The 24,250-nt window shown below is 42.9% G+C and carries 22 protein-coding genes; 7 read left to right on the forward strand and 15 right to left on the reverse strand.

Going from position 1 to position 24,250, the window contains the following annotated elements:
- Positions 1 to 48: 48 nt before the first annotated feature.
- The 3 genes from relB to ACF3OH_RS02295 all read right to left on the reverse strand — a co-directional run bounded on the left by relB (position 49) and on the right by ACF3OH_RS02295 (position 1,796).
- Complete coding sequence (relB, locus tag ACF3OH_RS02285; protein WP_392455604.1) at positions 49 to 261, reverse strand: type II toxin-antitoxin system RelB family antitoxin; 213 nt, start codon at positions 259 to 261, stop codon at positions 49 to 51.
- A 108-nt stretch (positions 262 to 369) separates the two neighbouring features.
- Positions 370 to 1,206, reverse strand: coding sequence for a nucleotidyl transferase AbiEii/AbiGii toxin family protein (locus ACF3OH_RS02290; protein ID WP_392455605.1), 837 nt, complete (start codon positions 1,204 to 1,206; stop codon positions 370 to 372).
- The gene (locus ACF3OH_RS02295) at positions 1,203 to 1,796 is read right to left on the reverse strand and encodes a type IV toxin-antitoxin system AbiEi family antitoxin domain-containing protein (protein ID WP_392455607.1); all 594 of its coding nucleotides are present in this window, start codon (positions 1,794 to 1,796) and stop codon (positions 1,203 to 1,205) included. The genes ACF3OH_RS02290 and ACF3OH_RS02295 overlap by 4 nt, the downstream gene beginning before the upstream one ends.
- A 302-nt stretch (positions 1,797 to 2,098) precedes the next feature.
- Between ACF3OH_RS02295 and ACF3OH_RS02300 the strand changes: the two genes are divergently transcribed.
- The gene (locus ACF3OH_RS02300; protein WP_392455608.1) at positions 2,099 to 2,998 is read left to right on the forward strand and encodes a hypothetical protein; all 900 of its coding nucleotides are present in this window, start codon (positions 2,099 to 2,101) and stop codon (positions 2,996 to 2,998) included.
- A gap of 315 nt (positions 2,999 to 3,313) precedes the next feature.
- Here ACF3OH_RS02300 and tatC read toward each other — a convergent pair whose 3' ends face one another.
- The 9 genes from tatC to ACF3OH_RS02345 form a co-directional block, all read right to left on the reverse strand.
- Positions 3,314 to 4,054: a twin-arginine translocase subunit TatC gene (gene tatC / locus ACF3OH_RS02305; RefSeq protein WP_392455609.1), complete on the reverse strand. Its 741-nt coding sequence runs from the start codon at positions 4,052 to 4,054 to the stop codon at positions 3,314 to 3,316.
- 68 nt (positions 4,055 to 4,122) lie between these two features.
- Complete coding sequence (locus ACF3OH_RS02310) at positions 4,123 to 4,323, reverse strand: twin-arginine translocase TatA/TatE family subunit (RefSeq protein WP_392455611.1); 201 nt, start codon at positions 4,321 to 4,323, stop codon at positions 4,123 to 4,125.
- A gap of 90 nt (positions 4,324 to 4,413) precedes the next feature.
- Positions 4,414 to 5,847, reverse strand: a complete 1,434-nt coding sequence (locus ACF3OH_RS02315) for an alkaline phosphatase PhoX (RefSeq protein WP_392455612.1) — start codon at positions 5,845 to 5,847, stop codon at positions 4,414 to 4,416.
- A gap of 583 nt (positions 5,848 to 6,430) precedes the next feature.
- Positions 6,431 to 9,010 (reverse strand): DEAD/DEAH box helicase family protein, encoded by a 2,580-nt coding sequence (locus ACF3OH_RS02320; protein ID WP_392455613.1) that lies wholly within the window; start codon positions 9,008 to 9,010, stop codon positions 6,431 to 6,433.
- 187 nt (positions 9,011 to 9,197) lie between these two features.
- Positions 9,198 to 10,322 carry an IS4 family transposase gene (locus ACF3OH_RS02325; RefSeq protein WP_392454494.1) on the reverse strand — a complete coding sequence of 375 codons (1,125 nt, stop codon included), beginning with the start codon at positions 10,320 to 10,322 and terminating at the stop codon, positions 9,198 to 9,200.
- A gap of 635 nt (positions 10,323 to 10,957) precedes the next feature.
- Complete coding sequence (locus ACF3OH_RS02330) at positions 10,958 to 11,620, reverse strand: class I SAM-dependent methyltransferase (RefSeq protein WP_392455614.1); 663 nt, start codon at positions 11,618 to 11,620, stop codon at positions 10,958 to 10,960.
- A gap of 177 nt (positions 11,621 to 11,797) precedes the next feature.
- Positions 11,798 to 14,212 carry a heavy metal translocating P-type ATPase gene (locus ACF3OH_RS02335; protein WP_392455616.1) on the reverse strand — a complete coding sequence of 805 codons (2,415 nt, stop codon included), beginning with the start codon at positions 14,210 to 14,212 and terminating at the stop codon, positions 11,798 to 11,800.
- Positions 14,205 to 14,570, reverse strand: a complete 366-nt coding sequence (locus ACF3OH_RS02340) for a metalloregulator ArsR/SmtB family transcription factor (RefSeq protein WP_029595499.1) — start codon at positions 14,568 to 14,570, stop codon at positions 14,205 to 14,207. Before ACF3OH_RS02340 ends, ACF3OH_RS02335 begins: the two co-directional genes overlap by 8 nt.
- A 95-nt stretch (positions 14,571 to 14,665) precedes the next feature.
- Positions 14,666 to 15,280, reverse strand: a complete 615-nt coding sequence (locus ACF3OH_RS02345; protein ID WP_154750252.1) for a CadD family cadmium resistance transporter — start codon at positions 15,278 to 15,280, stop codon at positions 14,666 to 14,668.
- Between the two features lie 471 nt (positions 15,281 to 15,751).
- On the opposite strand from ACF3OH_RS02345, the gene ACF3OH_RS02350 reads away from it, so the two are divergent.
- The 3 genes from ACF3OH_RS02350 (at position 15,752) to ACF3OH_RS02360 (ending at position 18,818) form a co-directional block, all read left to right on the forward strand.
- A complete protein-coding gene (locus tag ACF3OH_RS02350; RefSeq protein WP_392455618.1) occupies positions 15,752 to 16,660 on the forward strand; it encodes a F510_1955 family glycosylhydrolase in 909 nt (302 codons plus the stop codon).
- A gap of 99 nt (positions 16,661 to 16,759) precedes the next feature.
- A complete protein-coding gene (locus tag ACF3OH_RS02355) occupies positions 16,760 to 18,163 on the forward strand; it encodes an ATP-binding protein (protein ID WP_392455620.1) in 1,404 nt (467 codons plus the stop codon).
- Positions 18,141 to 18,818: a response regulator transcription factor gene (locus tag ACF3OH_RS02360; protein WP_342526638.1), complete on the forward strand. Its 678-nt coding sequence runs from the start codon at positions 18,141 to 18,143 to the stop codon at positions 18,816 to 18,818. Before ACF3OH_RS02355 ends, ACF3OH_RS02360 begins: the two co-directional genes overlap by 23 nt.
- 59 nt (positions 18,819 to 18,877) lie before the next feature.
- On the opposite strand, the gene ACF3OH_RS02365 is transcribed toward ACF3OH_RS02360, so the two are convergent.
- Positions 18,878 to 19,210: a four-helix bundle copper-binding protein gene (locus ACF3OH_RS02365; RefSeq protein ID WP_203331975.1), complete on the reverse strand. Its 333-nt coding sequence runs from the start codon at positions 19,208 to 19,210 to the stop codon at positions 18,878 to 18,880.
- A gap of 345 nt (positions 19,211 to 19,555) precedes the next feature.
- Here ACF3OH_RS02365 and copZ point away from each other — a divergent pair, with 345 nt between their 5' ends.
- Both copZ and ACF3OH_RS02375 read left to right on the forward strand, forming a co-directional pair.
- Positions 19,556 to 19,759: a copper chaperone CopZ gene (gene copZ / locus ACF3OH_RS02370; protein ID WP_094942858.1), complete on the forward strand. Its 204-nt coding sequence runs from the start codon at positions 19,556 to 19,558 to the stop codon at positions 19,757 to 19,759.
- A 133-nt stretch (positions 19,760 to 19,892) separates the two neighbouring features.
- Positions 19,893 to 22,013: a heavy metal translocating P-type ATPase gene (locus ACF3OH_RS02375; RefSeq protein WP_392455622.1), complete on the forward strand. Its 2,121-nt coding sequence runs from the start codon at positions 19,893 to 19,895 to the stop codon at positions 22,011 to 22,013.
- Positions 22,014 to 22,379: 366 nt separating this feature from the next.
- On the opposite strand, the gene ACF3OH_RS02380 is transcribed toward ACF3OH_RS02375, so the two are convergent.
- Positions 22,380 to 22,736: a hypothetical protein gene (locus ACF3OH_RS02380; protein ID WP_392455624.1), complete on the reverse strand. Its 357-nt coding sequence runs from the start codon at positions 22,734 to 22,736 to the stop codon at positions 22,380 to 22,382.
- A gap of 549 nt (positions 22,737 to 23,285) precedes the next feature.
- Complete coding sequence (locus ACF3OH_RS02385; RefSeq protein WP_392455626.1) at positions 23,286 to 23,564, reverse strand: DUF1905 domain-containing protein; 279 nt, start codon at positions 23,562 to 23,564, stop codon at positions 23,286 to 23,288.
- 346 nt (positions 23,565 to 23,910) lie between these two features.
- Between ACF3OH_RS02385 and ACF3OH_RS02390 the strand changes: the two genes are divergently transcribed.
- Positions 23,911 to 24,192 carry a hypothetical protein gene (locus ACF3OH_RS02390; protein ID WP_204591925.1) on the forward strand — a complete coding sequence of 94 codons (282 nt, stop codon included), beginning with the start codon at positions 23,911 to 23,913 and terminating at the stop codon, positions 24,190 to 24,192.
- The last annotated feature ends 58 nt before the right edge of the window (positions 24,193 to 24,250 follow it).

The following is a 24,250-nucleotide window of genomic DNA, read 5'->3' on the forward strand; positions in this document are numbered from 1 at the left end:
AAATTTCTTCAACGTTGCATCTGAAAAATGAACAGCATACATCGTCGGTTATAAACCCAATTCTTTTTTGACATCGTCAAAGGAGTGGGTGTTTTCCATGCTGGCAAGGGCCCGGTCAAAATTCTCAACATCCAGTTCATCTTCAATCTTCTCGATGATGGCAGTTCGCATCAAGTTCGAAACGGATGTATTTTTCAATTTGGCATAATCGCGGATAAGTTTGCTGTCGCGATTATCCACACGCAAGGAAATAGTGGTCATGGATAAAACCTCCTTCAGTTCTTTGTAATACATTGTATTACAAATTTTTTTCGGTGTTGTTAATAATATGCTCTAGCTTTATTTTGCAGCTTTCTTTCTTATTTGCATTCAATGGCTCATTTCCCACAACCGCAGTACGGCATTCTCGATAGCTTTCCAGCTAATATCGGCAGCGTATGGATATTGCTTCTGATACCGATGCCATAACTCTTCCATAGTATCGCTCTGAAAGATTTCTCGTAAAATAGCGTCTCCCTCTCCCAGCAACCCATCAGAACCGCGGTGATGTGCAGTAGAGAGGAGCGCTTTTTGCAGTTGATCGACCTGTAGGTTTTCTTCTTGGGTTTCGAGCAAGGCATAGACATCGTAAAAATCACGAAGTCGGGTATTGGCTGTCCCTCGCGTAATCATCGTTTCAAGTTTTTCTGCAAGTACCGTTTCAATCGTATAGGCGAGTATGTTGATCTTGCGCTCTTCCAGTAAGAGCTGATAATGATACTGAATTTCTTTCGGGGTGATTTTGTCTCCAGTCGTCAGGTCCACCTTTAGCGGCAGACGGACTTGGTCCAGCTGTGCCAAAATGGATAAACGGAATCCCGTGTATTCCGCTTCATCGCGGATCTGTTCAACCTTTATCAAACGTAAGGTGATGCCATCTGCGAGGGGGATGGCCACTATATCCAAGAACGCTTTTTCAATTGCTTCCTGGGTCATGGGGTATCCCTGAATCGTGGCATCCATGTCCATTGTGGACCGCAAATCAACCCCGATGATTGAAGCGACGAGAACCCCGCCTTTTAGAACAAAATGCTGACTGAAGTTCGAATGGGCAATCCGTTCAAGCAACCGTTCGAACATGTAATTCCGGAGAAGCAGCTGCGCATTTATTCCTCGGTGTTTGGATATGTTTTTAATGAGGTCTTTCACTTGTCTCGAGCTTTTCACAGCAGAATCTCCACATACTTTCGGATCGGGGAGGAGACCCGGAATTGTTCGGCATAGCGCAGCAGCTGCGGGATATTTTTATCCTTCCTCGCTAAGTATCGCTTCATGCTGTCATTCAATAGATCCGGATCCACGTTGTTCCGCTGCCTAAACATGTCACAAAGCGTCCGTTCTGGGTTGTAAAGACGGATCGGCCGGCCATGCACCGTAGTGGTTTCGGTTACGCCCAGCTCATGCCATTGTTTTTTCACCGTATATACCTGTAAGCCGATCTCCGTAAGAAGCCGGTTGTGATAGCCCGTTGGTGCCGTAACGGAATACGTGATGGGGTCCCGGTCCGTCAAATCGTGCAAGTAAAGAGCCGTTTCATGAGAAAAGATCAATTGCGGGCTCCGCGCCTGCAGCATATACAGGTCATCTTCGTATGCCTCAGGGGTCACGTAGATTCCGTGGCTGACGCGTTCAATCACGCCTTCGCGAGCCAACAACGTTAAATAATGACGTGGAATGCCAGCGGCTTCCGCATCACGAGTCAGGACGAGCCCATTCTGTTTGGTAATCAGTTTCAGGAGGTGTGTTGTATACGACATAGTTCTCACCATTTTCTTTTGCGTTTATACGTCTATTATATCTTAATTAAGTATAAATGCAAAAGAAAGTGTTTCATTCACAGCAAAGGGAACCTTGTCCTGGCTCTCTTCTTCCAAAATTTCAACAGGTAGAACCCCATGCATTTTCTAAAGAATAAGCAAAGAGACTAAAACAAAACATCAGAAAGGAACTAACTGGTGAAAAATTTAGAAATTTTATACATATTTTTATATTTAAATGGTTTTAAAAGGGAAATGCATAAGGGAGGAAGACAATATTTTTTAAGAGGAGGAACTACAGAATGAGCAAAAAAGTTATGTGGTTAAGCACATCTGCGCTGTCGCTAAGCTTGACATTAGGGATGGCTGGCGGAGCAACGCTGGCCCAAGAAGCGCCGGAACAAGTAAATGAAGAAGTTTCGCTTCTGGATGAAAATACGTTGGAAAAGCTTGAACAGATTGATCAGAAATTGACCTCCATTACACAAGAGGTACAGGGACTTGCCATCACACTGGAAAGCGGTTCTCTGACAAAAGGGGAGCTCAATTCAGCCGCAGGTGACTTGAATTCAGCGAATAACCAACTGAATGGCGTTGAAAACCAACTGTCCGGCTTGACGAATAATCAACTTGATCCGCAGTCTCCGGAAGCATTGGAAGTTGAAGTAGCCATCGACGCAGTGGAAGAGGAAGTTGCGCGTCTTCAGTCGGTACACCAAACACTTCTTCCGGTCGAAGAATCCGATGACGAAGAAGAGGCCGATGAAGAAACGGACAGTGAAGAGAACGAAGAAGGAACAGCTGAAGAAACTGGCGATGAAAACACGGCTGAATTAGTCGTTGGCATTGAGCAGTCCGTGACAACGATCAACTTGGAAATTCAAACAGTCTCTGCCGTCATTGAAGCAGGCGTCCTTACAAAAGGAGAAATCAATTCAACAGAAGGCACCCTCAATTCGTTGGATAATCAATTAGATGGCCTGGAAAATGAAGTAGACGGCTTGACTAACAACCAACTTGATCCCGACTCTGAAGTAGTAAAAGCAATTGAAGAGGAAATCGAAGCAGCCCGTGAGGAAGTGGAGTCTCTTCAAGAAGCATTGGATGAAGTGACACCAATAGAAGAGATTGAGGAAGAAGTCGAAGATACAGACAATCCTGTGGAAGATGAAGTTTCTACAGACGAAACTGTGGTGGAATAATTCAGACACTAGCTTACAGCGTGCTATCTGGTTCGTAAATTAAATATGTAAAACAAAGCCTCCAGCATAAGAAAAGCTGGAGGTTTTTAGCATGCGTCCGATACAGGGTTACTTTACTGGAAGCAAGTCCTGAATTGTGAAGGCAGGGGGAAGAGCCATAAATCGTTTCTCAGGGAAAAGTAATTCTAAACGATTCGGATAAAATAAGGTGGTCGAATCAAGTAGCAGATTCTACTTTACGAACTAAATGGTTTCAGTTCAAGTTTTGTCAGAAGCGAAAACCATATATCATGTTTAATAATGTTTAAAAATCTTCTACTTAATTGAATCGTACTCTACCAGTAGGTCTGATTTCTGTTTCCGACGGTAAACTACCTTTGATAATAGAACACTGCATTCATATAAAAATAGTAGTGGGATAATAACAAGTATGTCTGAAAGTAAATCTGGAGGCGTAATCAGCACAGCTGTTGCAATCAAAATAAAATAAGAATACTTTCTGGCTTTTTGCAAACGGTAAGGATTCAGCACCCCAAGACTTGTTAAAAACATAATAATAACAGGAAGTTCAAATAGAAAACCGAAGGGCAGTACCATATGAATTAAAAAACGAAAGTATTTCTCTGTCGTGAAAAATTCCATAAACATGCCTTCTGACAGCGATAATAAGAATTGAAACACTATCGGGAAAATGACAAAATAACCAAAAGAAATACCACCAATAAAAAGAAAAAATAGTGCTGGTATATAGGCTAATGTCACTTTTTTCTCTTTTTCAGATAATGCAGGCCGAACAAACAGCCAAATCTGATGGGCAGCAATCGGTATCGTACCTGCTAATGCAATCACAGCTGCAAGCATTAAATAAACCCACAGAATATCACTTGGACCCAGAACTGCTAATTTTATTGATAAATCCTGGATTAACCAAAGATAAATATTCTGTACATAGATCAAAGCCAAAGTTACTAATAATATAAAACTTCCAACGATAATAATCAGTCGTTTTCGCAATTCACTTAAGTGGTCCACAAGATCCATCTTTTGTATATCCATTACATCACCTCTAAAAAAGAAGATGAAAGCAAGGAAGTTACTTACATCTTCTAAGATCCATTATTTATTTAAACTGCTTTACCTTTTTGTGTTTCGTCTTTGTCTTTGTTTGGCTCATCATCTGATACCAACTCGCGTGTTGATTTTTTAAACTCTTTTAAAGTGGTTCCAAATGCACGGCCAATTTCAGGCAGCTTGGATGGGCCAAAAATAATCAATGCAATGACAAGCAAAAGAATTAAACCGGGTATTCCTATATTCTGTATCATTTAAATAACCTCCATTGTTTATAATGAAAAAAGATGTAAACCAGACAAAGTGTTAGCCTACATCTTTTTTATGGTATCCCGTAAAACAATTTACATCATTTTTACCCCATGTCTCTCAAATGCTGCTGCTTCCAGAACGGACATGCCTTGCGCTTCGGCAGCCTTGGTCACTTTCTCTGAAACTTGTGGTGCAAGGTTCGCAGGAGCAGCATAAGACATTTCCCTTGCGCGTGCAGAGTTTCTGCGTTGGAACGGTCCCCAAATAGCAAAGGTTTTGCCTGGGCTTTGAATATTGACAAAAAGTGTGTTCCCATCTGGCGAGAAGGTTGGGCCACACAATTCAGAGTCACTTAGGCGATTAGCGGCAAAAGGATAAACTTTGCCTTCCGGGGTAATTCCCATAATGCGGTCTTGGCCGGAACCATCCTCTGCATACCAAAGGTCCCCCCATGGAGTACAACAGATATTATCCGGATATTCCATTTCTCTTGCATCATTTCCCTCATAGAAAAGCTCCAATGTATTCGTATGAGGAACATAACGATAAATGCGTCCAAGTTTTTTGTCCCCGGCCGAGGTGTCATCGAACCAGAATACCCCCTCTTGAAAGAACGCACCCTCCAGTCTGCTGAATTCGATGCAGTTTTGTGCCTTAGCGTCCTCGCGGCATAAATGAGGATCCAGTTCCTTCCAAACAATATTAAATGTTTGTCCTGTTTTAAATGTACTTGCTGATGGATCAGTTACCGCTTCAATTGCCGCTGCATATAGTTTGCCGCCTTTTTGTAACGAACCCGGTTTTTGGCTCAAGTCATTTGGAATAAAACGGTAAAGGTAACTTGGGCTTGAATCCTCGGTTAAGTATACGTATCCTGTCGAAGGATCGATGGCACAAGCCTCGTGAGAGAAGCGCCCCATTTCCTTGATTGGCGTTTTGGACAACTCGTTTTCCGGCTGCTGTGGATCCACTTCAAATACATATCCGTGTGTTTCGGTACGTGTTTCTTCACAAGTCAACCAAGTGCCCCAAGGGGTTGCTCCTCCAGCACAATTTCGGATGGTTCCCGAAGATGTAACATATTCTTTCATAACATCGCGATTTGGACCTACAACCAGAGCGGTTGTACCCCCATTGGCATTCGCATCATAAGGATTGCTTCCAAATGCCGGACCTCCCGATAATTCATGATTACGAACAAGAATGGTTGTATTATCAGTTCCTTCAAAAGCTGCCATTCCATCAAAGGCTCCAGGAATCTTGGTTCCATCGGCCATCAGGTCGCCTTCTTTGGAAATAATTTTATAGTGAAAACCTTTTGGAAGATCAAGAATGCCTTTCGGATCCGGTACTAAAGGGCCGTACCCGCCAAATCCGCTGGTTGGATTAACATTCGAATCCGCAAGTGTCTTTGAACCAAGTCCTATTACACCAGTCGAACCAATAGTAAGGGCAAGTGCACCCATTCCACCCGCTTTTAAAAAATCTCTTCTGTTCAAACCGTTTTGAGAATTCTGATCTGTCATACCTTATCTCTCCTTAATCTATGTATTTTTGAATCTAGTAATAGATTAAATGGAAATTATTAAGGGAAAACCCGAGTTTTATAAAGATTACGTAAAAAATTGTTAGGAAATGTAATTAGGCAAGCTGGTTTCACATTCTATCGGTCTCAAGTTGTTTCGTTTGTATAGAACTTAAAACTAAGACTCCAAGGCAATTGGAGATTTGTGAATACGGGTCACGTTCCAATAGCGAATAGAGACGGTTATTATGTGAATCGTAAAGAAGAAGTATATAGTTCTAAATTTTAAGTTTTATCTTATATTGACAAATGGAACTATATTAACCCTTTCAAAAACGAGGGTTTTTGATGAGGTTGAGAAGAAGGTGAAAACCTTCTTCTGTCACTTAAAGTGATATTTTGCACCTTATTCAAGCGTTACTTTGCATGTGAGTTAGAAAACTTCATCCTTATAACTTAATTTCCTTTTTATGATTTTTAAAAGCTACCAGCATTAGAGGATTGTCTAAATTAATTCTTGTGTAATTGGAAAAAGCAGAGAACAATATATCTCTGCTTTCGAAACTAATGGTCTATGTTACTACTTAATCAGTTAAGAGTTTTTGAGCGAAATCTTCTCTAAACTCATATTTAAGGTTTGTATCACTTGAGTAAAATTTTAAACCTAGCAATTTCACGTCAGCGTTCTCGCTTAAAATTTCAATATCATCACGTTCTAGTAGTGATGTTAAAAATTCTTGTTTCCATTCATCATGCTCACGAAGATTATCTCCTTTAGGTTCGATAAAGACCTGATAAGTGTAGTCGCTATCTTTCAGATAAAGAAGAAAGTCTGGCATGAATCCACGAGAACCATCAATTTCAACGATTTTAACTTTTCGTTCATTCCGAATTAAATATACTTCTTCATACTTTTCCCTTAAGGCTTCTAAATATTCGTTGATAAAGTTAATCAGACTACTTTCCAGTCCATTTACAATTGCTTGATCATAGATATACCAATCATGGTCTCGCATGTTCTGAGTCCGGACGATTTGTGTCACATTGACTCGCTGATTGACTTTGTTCATTTCTATTACATAATCATCAATAAGTTCAGAAATTGCGAATCCTTCAAAAACAGGAGTGCCCCGTTCTTTTTTGTAATTGGTTCGAATTTTCTTCTCTGCATAAGTTAAAAATCTTTCTACAATCGATAAACGCTCCTTTGGAGACAGTTCTTCCGCTGTCATTCCTAGAGGGACGGATAAATTAATCTTTATGTTTCCTAAGAAATTAGCATCTTCAATGAATTGCTTCATGCTCGTGATACTTGGTACATAGAATTTTAAGTTATGGAAACGATAGAATATATTACGTTGGAGGGCTTTCTGCAATATCTCTTTGGAAATCGGTAACTGAATCTCGGAACGATTTGTACCAGATGTTGTAGTGCGTCCAGACAAAAATTGTTGTTCGATAGCTGTATCATATTGCATATCGTAAATCTGAGAAACATTGTAGTCTTTAAATGAAATGTAATCTAAAGCAGATGTCGGCACTAGCTTGTTAATATAAATCTTTCCGTTTTTGAAGAAATCCGTTTTTCTAACTTTTGACTTTATTTTTGCTTCTAGGCGGTCATATTGATCCTCATGAACCTGAATATTGGCAGCCTCCAAAGATTTTTCTAAGTTCTTGATATAAGCATTCTCGTTGATTGTATGATAATGGAGCGTCTCAATTATCTTCAAGTCACTTCCTGAGAAGTCGAACCGACGAACATAAGAATGTTGATCCTCGTGAATAAATGGAAAATAACGTGCGCCACGGCCAATAAGCTGTGCTTCGCTGTCTGTAGTTGTTTTGCTATTAGATGTTCCTTCGCTAATACGGATAATATCGAATAGATTTAGAACGTCCCACCCCTCGTTTAACTTAGCAACTGCAAATATGGTGCGGACCGGATTATCTAGATTCTCTAAAGTATTTAGAAGCAAAGCGTTCTCTTCAGATAAGAACCCAGCCTCATTGGCATTGAGGGTTGTTTCTTGTGTGAATTCCCATTTCAAGTCACGAACAACTTGATTTAGATTTTTTTGTTGATAGTAGGTAAACATTTTATACCAAATGCTTTGAGCGTTTTGATAGACTATGACCCCGCGATTGATGATAGCTTGTAATTTTTCAACTGTTATCTCATCTATTAATGATAAGAAAGTATTGTTTGCTTCTAAAGAGGTGGAGATTTTATTTGATTTGAATAGAATAATAGGCTTTAATGCTACACCGTAATCTTGTGCTATATATTTCCGGTATTGGCTGAGTAGTAATCCATTTAGCATTTTATGATTGTCATCTTCATTGGCTAGAAGAAGAACTACGTTTTTTGAATAACCGTCCTCCATGAAGCGCTTTAAATCGTATTGGAAGACAATTTTATCGCGATATTTTTGAAATAAGGCACCATTGTTTAAATCAATGGTTGCCGTATATTCAATCAGGCGATTGGCTCTATTTCTACTTAGAAGAGTAGAGACTGTGTTCTCCCATGTTTTCTCTTCCAATTCTTTGTTATTAAGCTTTTTCTTATCGTTTCTTGTTAAGGCATTGATATGATGAGCCTCATCGGCAAGTAATACTAGGTTTATATCATTTAATGCTTCATAAGTTAGACCGTTCTCCCTTGGACTCGTCAAGTCCATATGAAGTTTTTGAATGGTAGTCAGTTTCAAATAAATTGTGTTGTTTGCTGGAAATACTGGAAATGCCTCTACGACTTGAATGGTCACTGGATTGCCGTCAATAACAATCCCTTCTGTATTAAAGAGATACTTAGGAGACCTGATATTCGTTAAATTATCAAGTGTCTTTTTAATAATGGCATCACTATTAACAAAAAAGATAAAGTTCTGATGTCCTTTTTCTTTAAATAAATAGAGCAAGGTTGCTGCAAGGACCAAAGTCTTTCCCGAGCCAGTGGCCATATGAAATAGTAAGTGGTTAAAAGAAACATCCGCTACATCTGACTGTTGAGTATAAATAAAATAGCGTAATGCTTCTTCTTGATAAGGACGTAAGTTATGGTTAAAGTTTTCATAGATATAAGCTGGCACCTCAGGCGGTGTTTCGAAGATATCATTAAAACGCCTATCTATACGAGCATGTAGAATCTCAGTGCTCATAATTTTTCTCCTTCTGAAAGATTTCCTTTGTAAAACGATTCACTAGTGTCGCATAAATTAGTTGAGAAAATTCAGTTTTCTTTTATTCGTTGAAAAAATTAAAAACGAACAGACATACCGAAAAAGGTAGTTAACATCCATTTTTTTACTATAAACTGTGGCATTTGCAGTTAGAAGCTATTCACCCTTACGGGATTGATCCCCCTTTGATCTTTCGTAGCCAGATGTAGGCGGATTTCCAAGGTGCCGCTCGTAGCCATCGACTGATCTGTAGGTAACTCCTTGGACTGTTCGTCTCAAGCTGTGCGAGAACATGGAGGCAATAGACGATCATGGCGATATACACCTGGTTATGCACAGCCTGTTCGCTCTGTCCGTAGAACTTTTTGATGTTCAGGTGCTGTTTCATCCACTTGAAGAACAGTTCGATGGCCCACCGTGACCTATAGAGTTCCGCTAGCTCGTCTGCGTCTATATCAAAGCGATTGGTGATTAGTTCCAATGGATTCCCCTTGGAATCCAAGACTTTGATGCGTCGAAACACATTCTCTGCTCGATTTTGCGCCGTACCGATCAAGATCATCTCATCAGACAAGACCTCGGAAGCCTCTAGACACTCTAACGGTTGTATCACACGTGTGACAGCGTTCTTCCGTAGACGTGATACGAAGAAGAACCCTTCATCTGTCATGCGGTCGAACCGTTCATAGTCCAGATAACCACGATCAAAGACGTACATGCATTCTCTATCATCGACGAGGACTTCTAACTGGCCACGGTCGTGCTCCTTTGCGTTAGTGAGCACTGCCTTGTCGGGATATGAACAACCTTTTTCTAAGAATACCAGCCGCAGATGGAGCTTGACGCCTGACTTGGTCTTTCTGAACTCTGCCCATCGATGACGATTCAGATTCAGTGGCAATGTGGTCGAATCAATGATCTTTAGAGGCGTCGTCGCCTTTTGGCGAATTTCAAAATGACTCATCTTATGGATTTTCGTGACCAAGTCGAGGAAGAGTACCTGAAACACATGCGTGGGAATCTCGCTCAATCGACGTCCTAGTTGCGAGAAGCTGATCGACTCTAGAGCCGTTGCTCGTTGAAGGTCGTCTGAGAACAGCGTGTCGCTTAGAGCCCGGAGGCTCTCTGTCTCATTGAGCTGTGCGAATACAAGCAGTTTGAGAAACGATTCGAAATGTAGCTTCTTTGTATAGTGATTTAACTGATGGGCCTCGACCAGTCCTTCAATTTTTCCAGAAGAAATTGGCGAGAGCCATTGTTCAAATGATGTTTTCCGTGTAAACTTATCCATGCGATTGTCCTTTATTTTGGATTTGGATGGTTTACTACCCGAATCCATTATAGAGGATTTTTTTACGTTTAAATAAATTTACAGACAATTCCGCTTATCGGACAAGACCTACTCATTTTAATGCGACACTAGTGAGAAACAATATTCTTTAACATAGTCTTGTTTTAAAAAACGTACTATGAGCTGAATGAAAAATAGGTTTATTTTATTAAAACGTTGGATCGGAAGGAACTATGTGATTTCATCATTGAAAAGGTGCAAAAAGCGGAATTGGAAACTTATGAAGACATTACCGAAGAATAGCGAGAATGATAAGAGAGAGTTCGCAAGATTTCTCTAAATCTTAAATTCATATTAGAAGGTGTGTCGGGTGAGTAATTTTCAGCCCTGATGAAACTTAGTTTACATATCATCAGATTATCGGAAGCTGGATAAATAGCAGGGGGAGAGAAGATGCGCTTTGATTAGCCTTTGCTCTCCCTCTTTGTCTATAAAAGTGAGCTTTTACGACCGGCTTTCTAGTATCCTTTTTAAGCTTTATTCAACAAAACTACAAGGTGATTTTAAGGGAAATACATATCTATAGAAGATGTTTATACGGTAGGTGAAAGAAGGTAGCTGAATATCAAAAAAATTTATGGCTTAAAAGCCCTGTATGCTCGTAACGTTCCAACGATGGTTGAGAACTTCCCTGTCTCCTCAATTGCAGCGAATCCGGTTTCTTTCAAGAGATTCGGAATTATGCCTTTGACATGTGGTGAAGTGGTTTCAAATCCGTCCAGGAATTGGACAGGGAGGAAGGCCACACGCATCAAGCCATTTTGTGGATTATCGAAATCGAGGATATGAAACTGGCCGCCTGACTTGAGTGTCCGGTGAACTTCCTCAAATGTTTCCTTCTTCTTCTCCAACGACAAATGATGAATAAATAAACTGGTAAAGACATGATGGAACAGATGATTAGAAAAAGGGAGCCGATCAGAAAATCCTTCCTCGAATCGGATATGATCGACTTGATTTTCTTTTCTCTTCTTTTTTGCGATGGCTAATATTTCGGGGTCAGCATCGACCCCAATCACATGCACTCCGGCTTGTGAATGTTGAAGAAAAAGAGCGAGTGTCCCTGTGCCGCAAGCCAGATCCATCACCACTTCATCAGGTTGGAGAGCTGCTTGGTGGACCAGGTGCATTTTTAACTTTTTTTCCTGCATTCCCCACTGAATTAACGGGTAATAGAATCGGGTCATCCAATGGTATTTGAGTGCCGGTATATACGCTTTAGTCTTATTTGCCTTCATGAAGTTCGCGTCCTTTCCATTTTATTTCAAAAGAGGCGAACCGATACTAGCAAAGGGTACCTCTCCTAAAATCCATACCCTATATCTTGAGAATTAGTAAGAGAATGCTTCAGATTCGTAGTGCCCTACTATGTATTTCAGAAAAGAGCTTTCCAGTTGGCTGGAAAGCTCTTTTCGTTACTCTTTAACGCGCATCAGCCGCAAGCTGTTGAGTGCAACCAGAAGGGTAGCGCCCATATCCGACATGATGGCGATCCACAGGGTCAGCCAACCCGGAATGACCAATAGCAGCGCAATCACTTTGATGCCGATGGCGAACGTAATGTTCGCTTTGATGATATTCAGGGATTTCCGGCTCAATTTCACCGTGAATGGCAGCTTGCTCAAATCGTCGCCCATCAAAGCGACATCCGCCGTTTCCAAAGCGGTATCCGTTCCGGCTCCGCCCATGGCAATCCCGACCGTAGAAGCGGCGAGTGCCGGCGCGTCGTTCACGCCGTCTCCAATCATCGCCACCTTGCCGTACTCGGCCCGTAAGCGTTTGATGACATTCAATTTGTCCTCCGGCATCAGCTCGGCCTGGATTTCGGTGACGCCGACCTCTCGGCCGATGGCCTGACCGGTCGCTTTGTTGTCACCCGTCAGCATGATCGTCTTCTTGATGCCCATGTCGTGCAGCTTCTGGATGACTTCCTTGCTGGAGTCCCGGACTTCATCGGCCACGGCGATGACCGCCAAAATGTGTTGTTCCGTCCCGATGATCATCGCGGTCTTGCCCTGGTTTTGCAGGGCCGTTACGGTCTGTTCCAAGTTCGCATTGGGGCTCGCCGCGCCTAACTCGTTGAACAGAATCGGGCTACCGATGTAGTACGTGATCCCTTCTACGGTTCCCTTAATCCCTTTTCCGGTAATGGAAGAGAAGTCCTCGACCAATACCGAAGAATATGAAATGTTCTCTGCGTCCGCTTTTTTCATGATGGCGGAGGCAAGGGGATGCTGCGAGCGGTACTCCAGCGCAGTCACGATGGAAAGCAGCTCTTTTTCGTTTACTTGCTTGTTCATGACTTCAAAATCCGTTACGACGGGAACCCCTTTGGTCAGGGTGCCGGTCTTGTCAAATGCGATGGCCTTCAGCGCACCCATTTCCTCCAAGTACACGCCGCCTTTGATCAGCACGCCTTTTTTCGCGGCATTCCCGATGGCGGACACGATTGAAATCGGCGTCGAAATGACCAATGCACACGGACAGCCTACTACGAGCACAGCCAGTCCTTGATAGACCCAGGTTTCCCAGCTAGCATCGAACAGAAGGGGCGGGACAATGGCGACAAGTGCGGCAACCGCCATGATGATCGGTGTGTAGTACTTCGCAAACTTATCGACAAATGCCTGGGAAGGGGCGCGTTCGCCCTGCGCTTCTTCGACTAGGTGAATGATTTTCGCAATGGTCGTGTCTTCGACCAGTTTGGTGATTTGGACTTCCAGCAAACCTTCTTCGTTCAGCGTACCGGCGAAGACATCATCATTCACCGTTTTGGCGACCGGCACGGATTCCCCGGTGATGGCCGCCTGATTGACCGCCGAATACCCGTTGGTCACCGTGCCGTCCATCGCAATCTTCTGTCCCGGTCTGACAATCATGGTGTCGCCCACCACAATGTCGTCTACCGAAATTAACTGTTCTTGGCCATTCCGCCGGACCAGTGCCTCTTTCGGAGCGATGTCCATCAACGAACGGATGGATTGTCTCGCCCGGTCCATGGAATAGCGTTCCAGTGCTTCACTGATCGCAAAGAGGATGACCACGATGGCCGCTTCCGCCCATTCCCCGATAAAGGCTGCCCCGATGACCGCAACGGTCATGAGGGTCTTCATGTCGAAATCCAGGCGAATCAGGTTCTGGAAGCCGACTTTGAAGAGCGAGTACCCGCCAATGACAATCGCCGCCACAAACAGGAGCGACGTCATCAGGTTGTCTTCGCCATTGACGAACTGGGAAATGTAGCCGAACACGATCAGCAGGGTGGAGTAGAGCAAGGTGCTGTGCTTTTGGTAGAACGGCACTTTCTTCTCTGTTCGAGCTGGCGCTTTTTCGGTTCCGGTATTCGTGATAGCTGGACGTCCTGTAATTTCAGGCGCCACCTTCAAGTTTTCAAACGCACCGGCTTTCTCCAATTCGTCGATGGTCGCAGCCCCGTAAACGGAAATTTTTGAAGCCCCGAAGTTCACTTTGGCATCCTGGACACCGGGGATCTGCTTGACGTTGTTCTCAAACTTCCGGGCGCAGTTCGCGCATGTAAAGCCTTCGACCCGGAAGACATTTTTGTCTTCGACGGTCTCTTCAGGAGCCGCCTGGCGTTTCGGTTTTTCCGGTGCGACCTTCAAATTCTCGAAAGCGCCGGCTTTTTCCAGTTCCTCGACCGTCGCCTCGCCGTAGACCGCAATTTTCGAAGCCCCAAAGTTCACTTTGGCATCCTGGACACCGGGAATCTGTTTGACGTTCTTCTCGAATTTCCCGGCGCAATTCGCACACGAAAAGCCCTCAACCCGGTAGACCGTTTTGTCTTCTGTTTCCTTCGTTTTTTCAACCAACGGAAACAACCTCCTTCTGATGGATGAAGGCCACTTGCACCAAGTGTTTCACATGCGCGTCATCCAGTGAGTAGTAGACCAACTTGCCTTCCTTGCTGTATTTCGCCAACCCCATATTATTCAGTAGTCGCAGGTGGTAGGAGGCGGTTGCGGTAGATGAACCGATGATATTCGCAACGTCACACACACACAGTTTGTCCTCCAGCGATAAGGCGTAGGCGATCTTGATACGCGTATCGTCCGACAACGCCTTGAAGATCTTCGCCACTTCCAATGGATTTTGTTCAGACAGTTGCTGCTGGACTCGTTCCACCTTTTCTTCATCTACACAGACCACATCACAAATCTCTTTTGCCATTTTCATTCACTCCTTTTTCTCACTTCTGTTTACTCGTTCGTTTTTTCAAGTAAGTGATTTTCTTCTATATAAAACAAAGAGTGCAAAGAATCACTTCAACTCACCAATCCCCAAAGGAAACGGAAAGTCCCATTCTCCGCCATAATCAAGATGCCGAGCCCGATGAAGACAATCGGCACAATCCACCGTTCCCATTTCTCTATCGTTTCAGAAATCGTTTTAACGGCTGCCAACCGGTAACTGAGGTAACACAAGACGGCGACCAGGATGGCAAAGACAACCAGCATCACCACTGTTTCACTTGGATTCAAGGTTGAAAAGTAGGGTATGTAGACGCCAATGTTGTCGCCGCCAGCCGCCAGGGTAATGACTGTAATGGTGACAAACAAGCGATTGGGGTTTCCGGAAGACAAACGGGACAGGAGATTCTCTTCGTCGTCCTCGTCTTCTTCTCGCTTCCAGACCCGGATGCCCAGGTAAATCGGAATGAGCCCTAGCAAGCCCACCCAGTGGGACGGCACAAGCGTCAGGCCGTACGCAGCCAACAGGCTGACGCCCACCAAGATGGCTGTTCCTAGGTATTGTCCGATGACAATGGATTTTAACTGGCCTTTTTTCATCGTTTGTGAAAACAGGATCAGCAAAATAATGACGTAATCAATGCTGGTCGCCACATAAGCGGCAACCGCGGTAAAAATCGTGGTTAACAGCACCCTCATCTCCTTTACGGATATCCTAGTGTGAAGTGATACCCTCTGATAGTTATACATTCAAACGAACGTTTGATTGATGCGAGTGTACAATGATTTCGCTAGATTGTCAATTATATATTCAAATGATTGTTTTAATGTTTGGGCATGCTTGTTAGAATGAACAGGGAGCGACAAGTGGGAAGGCAAATTGAAATTTAGTATGGCCAATGCCTGCATGTCTTGTTAAGCATTCTATCTTTAGAAAAGCTGAAAATGGTATAGAAGAACAATGTGGAGTAGTTGATTGATAAATCATGATAGGAAAGAGGGATTTGGAAGGTCTGTTCTTTTAGGGCAATTAGTAAAGGGTATGAATTACCTGTTTGAAATCAAGATATCTGCACAAAAAGTCGAAACTTTTTCGTTAAGCTATAAGAGGTTGATACTTATGGAAAGTATAGAAAATTGACATATTCGGAGGGCATCTACATGAAAAAAAAGAGAATGGGCATAGCGGTACTGTCGGCTTTGCTTTTGCTGGCAGGATGCAGCAACGATACAGCGGATTCATTTGAAGTTCCGTTTGAAGGAGAACTGAGACACGTCCACGGTATGGGCTATGCAGGAGGTGGGAACGATTTGTATTTTGCATCACACAGCGGTCCAAAAATTTATCGCGATGGCGAATGGTTTGAAACAGCGGATAATTTTTTCGATTATATGGGCTTTAACGCTGTAGATGAAGGCTTTTATTCTTCGGGACACCCGAGCGCAGATTCGGATTTGCCCAATCCGCTTGGGATTCAGCGGAGTACAGATGGCGGAGAAACCTTGGAAGAGATTGCATTTCAAGGAGAAACGGACTTTCATGCGATGGCTGTAGGGTACACCAGCCATGATATTTTCCTGCTCAATCCAGCAAAAAACTCCTTGCTCGAAGCAGGGTTCTACAAAAGTAACGATATAGGAGAATCGTGGGAGCCGGTCAAAGCTTCAGGATTAGAAGGAGAAGTGATGGCGCTCGCCCTTCATCCGACAGATTCGAACTTCGTTGCTGCAGCTACTTCTACAGGTGTGTATTTCTCACGTGATGGCGGCGAAAATTTTGAGGCGATTACATCGGAAAATGAAACAGGCACAGCGGTGCATTTCACCGAAGACCAGTTGTATTTCGGAAGCTACGGGACAGCGGCGGCTTTGGTGAAGTATACTATGGAAAATGAAGAACTGAAGACGGTGAACATACCGGATCTTCCGCAAGATGCCATCGCTTTTATTGCACAAAATCCGACTGATGAAAGGGAACTGGCGATCTACTCACTCCAGGGCAATGCTTACTTGTCGGAAGACGGATCACAGACCTGGGAAACGCTGCTGGAAGAGGGAAAAACCAAGTAGAAACCAGCTAGCCGTTTGAAAGACGAACCGAATCCAACAGCTTTCGGCAGCAGTCTTTGTCTTGATTGCTGCTAACCAATCGACTTAAAGAGGGACGCCATGTTAAACAGGCTTGCATTGAAAATAGGTTTGCTGTTTTTTGTGTTTATTATCATCATTGAATCGGTTTTGTTTCTGACCTTGTACGTTACCTTCGTCAATGAACGGGTGGATGAAGTCATGACGAATCTGCTCGCAAGAGGGAATACCCACAGCGAAGTGTTGGAAGACAGTTTTGAACCGGCAACATTGAACCATGTGGCCTTGATGGAGTCGGCTTCCGATTTCATCGTGATCATTACGGATGCAGATGGCAACGAATTGACCCACTCCGATTCAATTGAACCCGAAATGAGGGAAGTGCTGGAACACACCGATTTTGATGAGGTTCTGCAGGGAGGGAAGGTCGTGGAAGAGCGATGGGACAAAAAAGAGTTTATTGCGACGGACAGCCCAATCACCATTGAAGGAGAACATAGAGGCCACGTGTTCATGTTTGCGGAAACCAATCATATCAAAGGGATGGTCAGTCATTTGCGAAACCAATTCCTGATTGTTGGCCTGATTGCTGTCGGGTTGACCGTCATCACAATTTTTCTGCTATCCCGATTGATTACGTTGCCGTTGATTCGGATGAAAGAAGCGACGGAACAGTTAAGCGAAGGGCACCACGAGGTCAGCCTGAATATTGGCCGAAACGATGAGTTGGGAGAGCTGGCGAACGCCATCACTGCCCTATCCAGTGACTTGGAACGTTTAAAAAATGAGCGGAATGAATTTTTGGCGAGTATTTCGCACGAGTTGCGGACGCCGTTGACCTATATCAAAGGATATGCCGATATCGCGAGCCGGCCGAATGCATCCGAGGAAGAGAAAAAGGAATACATTGGCATCATCCGGGAAGAGACGGCCCATTTGACGGAATTGATCCGGCAGCTGTTTGAGCTGGCTCAGATGGATCATAACCAGTTCGCCATTCAAAAAGAGGAATTTTCACTGGAGATGCTTTTTGCATCCGTCGTTGCCTTGGTTCGGCCAGCTTTTGACGAGAAACAGATTTCATTTGCTGTCCATTGTGAACATGAGATTGTCGCCTTCATTGATCCCGAACGTTTTCAGCAGGTATTGCTGAATGTCTTGGACAACGCCCGCAAACATTCTCCTGAAGGAACACAAGTGGTATTACAGGGAGTCCAAGATAAAGATACCATTACCATAAGCATCCGTGATGAAGGAGAGGGCATACCGGAAAAAGATCTTCCTTTTGTCTTTGAAAGATTGTATCGGGTCGATAAATCCAGATCCAGACAGTACGGAGGAAGCGGTCTCGGATTGGCAATTGCGAAAGAGATCGTCGAATCACACGGTGGCCTCATGACGCTTCAAAGTGAGTACGGACAAGGGACAACCGTCCGGATCGAATTGAAAAGGGGGGATTCGCTTGCAGAAAGTGCTATTGGTTGATGATGAAAAACGAATGCTGGATTTAGTGGCTTTGCATTTGAAGCCGCATCAGTACCTCTGTAAAAAAGCACTGGGAGCCCATGAAGCCCTCGCCTGTCTGGAAACAGAAAATTTCGATATTATCTTGTTGGATATCATGATGCCGGATATGGACGGCTGGGAGCTGTGCCGGGAAATCCGGAAGTTTTCGGATGTGCCGATTATCATGCTGACGGCACGGGAACAGCAGAAGGATATCATTAAAGGGCTGAACCTGGGTGCAGATGATTACATCACGAAGCCGTTTAATGAAGAAGAATTACTGGCCCGGATGAGCGCGTTGTTGCGCAGAAGAACCCCGAAAAGCACTATTGAAGTCGATGGATTGTTATGGGATGAGGACCGGTTTGAACTCACATACGGCAAACATTTCATCAAATTGACGCCAAAAGAATTTCTGATGGTGGGCCATCTGATGAAAAATGCCAATAAAGTGTTCACAAGGGAACAGCTGATCCAGTTGATCTGGGGATTTGATTCGGAGACGGAAGGAAGGACCATTGATTCGCATGTACGGAATGTGCGGGAAAAAATTCGGCAATCTGGATTTCCAATCAATGACCATTTTATCACCGTGTGGGGGATTGGCTACAAATGGATCAATGAAATGGAATAATACTAGATAAAGATAAAAGGCTCATCGGAAAATATCTCCAATGAGCCTTTTCGGGTAAATTACGCAACGTTACGGCAAGCTTCTGCACATCTGCGGCAAGCTTCCGCACAGCGTTTGCAATGGTCGTGATGGTCGGCGTGCTTCTCGCATTCATCTGCACATGCTTCACAAATGGTTGCGCAAACGGCTGCCAGTTCGGAAACGAACGGCGAATTGCGGGTAATTGCATGTTCCAGAAATGCGCAAATGTCTGCACATTCACGGTCTAATCGAATACATTGGGCCATCATCTTCACATCTTCTTCCTGCAGACAAGCATCAAAACAATGGTTACATTCCGCCGCACAATCGTGCAATGCCTGAATCAATTCCTGATGTTGTTCATGAGCCATGCTAAAACCTCCATTTTTTATATTTTTGCTTCCGTTTCTAATATTCCCTCTACTTTCCAGACTAAACGGAAATACCGAAACTCCATAGAAACTGCACAAATTTATTGGCGAAACAGCAAACTCCTTCCGAAAAAAACAAAAAGTATATCTGGTGATAGCCCATTGTCGGCCGTTTATAGAAAAGTAATCGAATATCAAATCAATAGGGTGGTTTTTTCTTTTTGGTCACAGTAAATTCCTTGGGCGTCCAGAAAACAAAGACAAAGTAAAAATGAAACTGAGAACTTGATATACCCTCATGAGGTATGTTAAGTTTATGGAAATACTACTCTAGGAGGAATAAGAATGATTGAAACATTAAAAGTACAAGGCATGTCCTGCAGCCACTGTGTAAACTCGGTTGAAACTGGCGTCGGTGAACTCGAAGGGGTTTCATCTGTGGCAGTTGATCTAAAAAAAGGTGAAGTGGCAGTGGATTATGACGCTGGCAAGACATCATTAAACGAAATTCAGGAAGCGATTGAAGAACAAGGATATGCCGTCGTATAAGAGTGCTTTCACAGCACTCTTTACTTTTAAAAGAAATATACGCCGCGGTAGTATATTGGGGGCTTTGTGGCTGTTAAGAATGTCATAAGGGTAATTGGAATAAAGAAGCACTATTTTGAAGGAGGCGTACTGAATGGCTAAAAGTGAAAAAGACCATCACCACCATCACGACGAACAAGCAGATCACAGTAAAATGGACCATTCCAAACATGTTGGGCATGTCTATCATGAAGCTCAAGTAAAAGAGGGCATTCAAGACCACAGCAATCCCTCCCAGAACCATGAACATCATGACCATTCCGATCACAGCGGGCATGATCACGACCATCATCACCACGGTAATTTTAAAGAGATTTTCTTGAAGTCGCTGCCGGTTGGCATCATCATTCTGTTATTGTCGCCGATGATGGACATTCGGCTTCCCTTTCAATTCACTTTTCCATACTCGGATATTGTGGTCGCAGGATTAGCAACCATCTTATTGGTTTATGGGGGGAAACCTTTCTTTCAGGGGGCTATAGAAGAATTCAGGCAAAAAGCGCCGGGTATGATGGCCCTTATTTCTTTAGGGTTGTCCGTTTCCTATCTGTATAGCATTTATGCGGTGCTGGCACGCTATGTGACTGGCGAACACATCATGGACTTTTTCTTTGAATTTGCTTCCTTGCTGTTGATCATGCTCCTTGGACATTGGATCGAAATGAAGGCTGTCGGAGAGGCAGGAGACGCGCAAAAATCGCTCGCTGAATTGGTGCCGAAAGATGCACATGTGGTATTGGAAGACGATGCCATTGAGACGCGTCCCGTAAATGAGCTGAAAGTCGGAGACCTTGTACGGGTTCAGGCCGGAGAAAATGTCCCTGCCGATGGCATCATCAAAAGAGGCACCTCCCGGATCAATGAAGCTTTGCTGACGGGGGAATCTAAACCCATTGAAAAAGGAGCCGGAGACAAAGTAATCGGCGGTTCCACGAACGGTGCAGGCATCTTATATCTTGAAGTACAGGAAACCGGCGACCAATCGTTCATTTCTCAAGTTCAAACCCTGATAAGCCAAGCGCAGGATCAACCTTCAAGAGCTGAAAATCTTGCTCAAAAAGTAGCCGGCTGGCTGTTTTATATCGCCATTGCGGTGGCTTTCATCGCTTTTGTCGTTTGGCTGTACATTGCTGACATTCAAACCGCTATTCTTTTTACGGTTACGACATTAGTCATTGCATGTCCACACGCTCTCGGCCTTGCCATTCCGCTGGTTATTGCACGAAGCACCAGTTTAGGTGCAAGCCGCGGGCTGTTGGTGAAAGACCGCGAAGCATTGGAGTTAGCAAGTAAGGCTGATGTAATGATACTGGATAAAACGGGTACGTTGACTACTGGCGAATTTAAAGTTTTGAACATGGAAACACTGGATGGTCAACATACCGAAGCCGAAATCGCGGCGTTAATGGCAGGGATTGAAGGCGGATCCAGCCACCCAATCGCCCAGTCAATAGTCCAATACGCTGAGAAACAAGGGATTCAGCCTGTCCACTTTGATTCGATTGATGTTGTGTCGGGTGCGGGTATAGAAGGAAACGCCAATGGCCGCAAATACGAATTGATCAGCCAAAAGGCACTTGGAAGAGATGTAGCGGTGGATGTTCCCAAAGGGGCAACATTAAGTATACTGGTTGAGGACGGGGATCCGATTGGTACGGTCGCATTAGGCGATGAATTGAAAGAAACGAGCGGAACGCTGATACAGGCATTGAAGCATTACAATATAAAACCGATTATGGCTACAGGCGACAATGAAACGGCTGCCCAAGGAGTAGCAGAGAAACTGGGCATTGAATACAGAGCCAATCAATCGCCGCAAGATAAATATGATTTAGTGGAATCACTGAAAAATAATGGACAAACGGTCATTATGGTCGGCGACGGCGTAAACGATGCACCATCCCTTGCAATAGCAGACGTGGGTATTGCAGTCGGTGCGGGAACGCAAGTCGCCATTGATTCCGCTGATGTGATTTTGACTCAGTCGGATCCAGGAGATATTGAATCCTTTATCGAATTGGCCAACAAAACAACCGGTAAAATGAAACAGAACCTCGTGTGGGGAGCCGGATACAACTTTATCGCCATTCCCATAGCTGCGGGGGGTCTAGCTTTCATTGGAATTACGTTGGTTCCTGCAGTAGGAGCAGTTCTGATGTCCGTATCCACCGTTATCGTGGCTATTAATGCGATGACATTAAAGCTAAAGAATTAGACCTGTCAAACCCCGTGTTTAAAAGTCGTACACGAGAAGTGCTGCCTCCCAAAAGTTGAATTCTTTAACTTTTGAGGTATCGTTTTAAATGAGATTAAAGTCAAACAAAGGTTTTAAGACTTTGGATAGTTAAATATAGTTAACATAGAAGAAATTATAGGAAGAGAAGAAGTCAAAAAAGCTTCTTCTCTTTTCTTATTAGATTCTTTTAATACATGGCTATGTTAATGTTTATTGGTGATATAAGGTAAAAAATTAGAACTTCCATTTTTCTGGAAGTTCTATTAAATAATAATGTTTTATTCAACTAAAGCACCCGTTTATGAAAAATGTAAATAAGTTAAACAGCTTGTTTCACTTAAAGATTTATAGGTGAAGATCCTTTTCTGTACAAGTAATTTCTATCGTATGATTCATTGGATCTAAAACAGGAAAACTCCAATACCCTTTCCATTTTGGCTCAATAAAATATCTTGGTATTTGATTACTTACTATGGAATGGACAATGTCATTAAAATCTTCTCTATTACACTCTAAAGACCAACCTATCCTAGGTTCTGTTCCACCTTGCCAACCTGGTTGAATGGCAAACTTTTTTGATGGTGGATTAAAATCTTCATTGTAATCTATACTTAATTGGTGTTCACCAATCTTAAATGCAATCGAACCTTCATCATCCCATATGAGGTTTAACTGTAGTATATCTGAGTAAAACCACTTCATTTTCTTCAAATCGTTACAAAATGGATACGGAAATCAGCATTAATCTCTAATAAAGCACTTGTCAAAAATTCTTGGATTTTTTCGTCATCTTCAATCACTAATATATGCTCCATGCTTTCATACCTCATTTCATTCGCTTCTAAAATATCTATTATATTAGTATAAACATAGAATACTATAACAGAAGATGCCAGTTTGAGGTTCAGTCAAATATGAAACTGAGTTATGAAAGATATAGAGGTGATTAGTTTACATATGACCCCTTATCGGAAGTCTTTCTAAATGAAATATATAATTATAAAACCAGTAATCCTTATAGAAGGCTACTGGTTTTTTAAAACTCCGGTACAAAATATAGCTTGAAATTGGTTCATGTTATCTCTTGAAGTGACACCTAAATAATCGATGTCACGAAGTAGTTATATTAATTCATAAAACTCTATAAGTAGCAAAAAACCATATGATGAATGGTCAGAGCTCCTAAATAAGGAACTTTGAGAAAACCTTTTGTCTAACCTGGGAATTCGATTTGCTTATCTTCTTAGTAGGCTAATCATGCAGATATAAAGTGACCATTACCATATCGCCACCACTTTTGCCAACTGCGTCTCTAACTTCTTGATTGATTGAAATAATCTTGTCTTCATTTTTTCTTGGAGCCAAATTAATGCTTTTTATTTCAAAGTCATCAATTGTACCAGACACCTTTAGGTATCCCCATTTCCCTTGAATACTGGCCGTGCCAGGAAGTCTAATATGATACGTCCACGCTCCAAATCCTTTTTTGTACTGCAATTCGAGTTTCTGATTATCAATTATTTTGATCATAATAAGTCACCTCGTTTCTCATTAAGTTTACCAATAATCAAGGATTAGCAGTAACTGTCGCTGCTTACCCTTAAATAGTATCCAATAAGATGAGCATAAAGCAGAAGTTTCAGTAGACTTTCACGTTCCAACGAGAGCACAACATGCATGCTTAAACAGTTTACATATTGCTGGATTATCAGAAGTAAAATAAATAGCTGGATTGATTAGAAAAGTCTTTTGCAAAGGCTGGCCTTTTTTAATCGAGTTCCATTATAGAAAGAATCTTAAAGGAGCTTTTGCTTGCAGAATGTAGATACGTTGTATATACTAAGTATATAAATAGCACTCTGAGGAGTTGATTCACATGCCGCAAGTTAAGCAAAAAGTTAGTCACCGAGAGGCTAAACTTCAGAATTGGGGTAACAGTAAAGCAGTTCGACTTACAAGAGATATCCTCGAGGAAGCCGGATTCAATGCAACTGATGATGCTGTATTTGATGTAGAGATTGAACCCAATCGAATTTCGTTGGTTCGAAAAAGCAAGTTAACGCCGTTTCAAAAGTTATTTGTTGGTTACAATGGCGGAAAGCCTGAACCTGAATCACTTTGGGATGAAGTAGAACCAGTTGGAAAAGAAGACTGGTGATCAGTTAATAGGCTTAAAGATTATGTGTCTGTACTTAATCCTTAATGGAATAGTACAG

The sequence above is a fragment of the Chryseomicrobium aureum genome (genome assembly GCF_043182735.1).
GTDB lineage: Bacteria > Bacillota > Bacilli > Bacillales_A > Planococcaceae > Chryseomicrobium > Chryseomicrobium aureum.

Bases quoted from the DNA above. Each gene is read 5' to 3' on its own strand.
- relB (WP_392455604.1), bottom strand. From the start codon at position 261: ATGACCACTATTTCCTTGCGTGTGGATAATCGCGACAGCAAACTTATC.
- ACF3OH_RS02295 (WP_392455607.1), bottom strand. From the start codon at position 1,796: ATGTCGTATACAACACACCTCCTGAAACTGATTACCAAACAGAATGGG.
- ACF3OH_RS02300 (WP_392455608.1), top strand. From the start codon at position 2,099: ATGAGCAAAAAAGTTATGTGGTTAAGCACATCTGCGCTGTCGCTAAGC.
- tatC (WP_392455609.1), bottom strand. From the start codon at position 4,054: ATGGATATACAAAAGATGGATCTTGTGGACCACTTAAGTGAATTGCGA.
- ACF3OH_RS02310 (WP_392455611.1), bottom strand. From the start codon at position 4,323: ATGATACAGAATATAGGAATACCCGGTTTAATTCTTTTGCTTGTCATT.
- ACF3OH_RS02315 (WP_392455612.1), bottom strand. From the start codon at position 5,847: ATGACAGATCAGAATTCTCAAAACGGTTTGAACAGAAGAGATTTTTTA.
- ACF3OH_RS02320 (WP_392455613.1), bottom strand. From the start codon at position 9,010: ATGAGCACTGAGATTCTACATGCTCGTATAGATAGGCGTTTTAATGAT.
- ACF3OH_RS02325 (WP_392454494.1), bottom strand. From the start codon at position 10,322: ATGGATAAGTTTACACGGAAAACATCATTTGAACAATGGCTCTCGCCA.
- ACF3OH_RS02330 (WP_392455614.1), bottom strand. From the start codon at position 11,620: ATGAAGGCAAATAAGACTAAAGCGTATATACCGGCACTCAAATACCAT.
- ACF3OH_RS02340 (WP_029595499.1), bottom strand. From the start codon at position 14,570: ATGGCAAAAGAGATTTGTGATGTGGTCTGTGTAGATGAAGAAAAGGTG.
- ACF3OH_RS02350 (WP_392455618.1), top strand. From the start codon at position 15,752: ATGAAAAAAAAGAGAATGGGCATAGCGGTACTGTCGGCTTTGCTTTTG.
- ACF3OH_RS02355 (WP_392455620.1), top strand. From the start codon at position 16,760: ATGTTAAACAGGCTTGCATTGAAAATAGGTTTGCTGTTTTTTGTGTTT.
- ACF3OH_RS02365 (WP_203331975.1), bottom strand. From the start codon at position 19,210: ATGGCTCATGAACAACATCAGGAATTGATTCAGGCATTGCACGATTGT.
- copZ (WP_094942858.1), top strand. From the start codon at position 19,556: ATGATTGAAACATTAAAAGTACAAGGCATGTCCTGCAGCCACTGTGTA.
- ACF3OH_RS02375 (WP_392455622.1), top strand. From the start codon at position 19,893: ATGGCTAAAAGTGAAAAAGACCATCACCACCATCACGACGAACAAGCA.
- ACF3OH_RS02380 (WP_392455624.1), bottom strand. From the start codon at position 22,736: ATGAAGTGGTTTTACTCAGATATACTACAGTTAAACCTCATATGGGAT.
- ACF3OH_RS02385 (WP_392455626.1), bottom strand. From the start codon at position 23,564: ATGATCAAAATAATTGATAATCAGAAACTCGAATTGCAGTACAAAAAA.
- ACF3OH_RS02390 (WP_204591925.1), top strand. From the start codon at position 23,911: ATGCCGCAAGTTAAGCAAAAAGTTAGTCACCGAGAGGCTAAACTTCAG.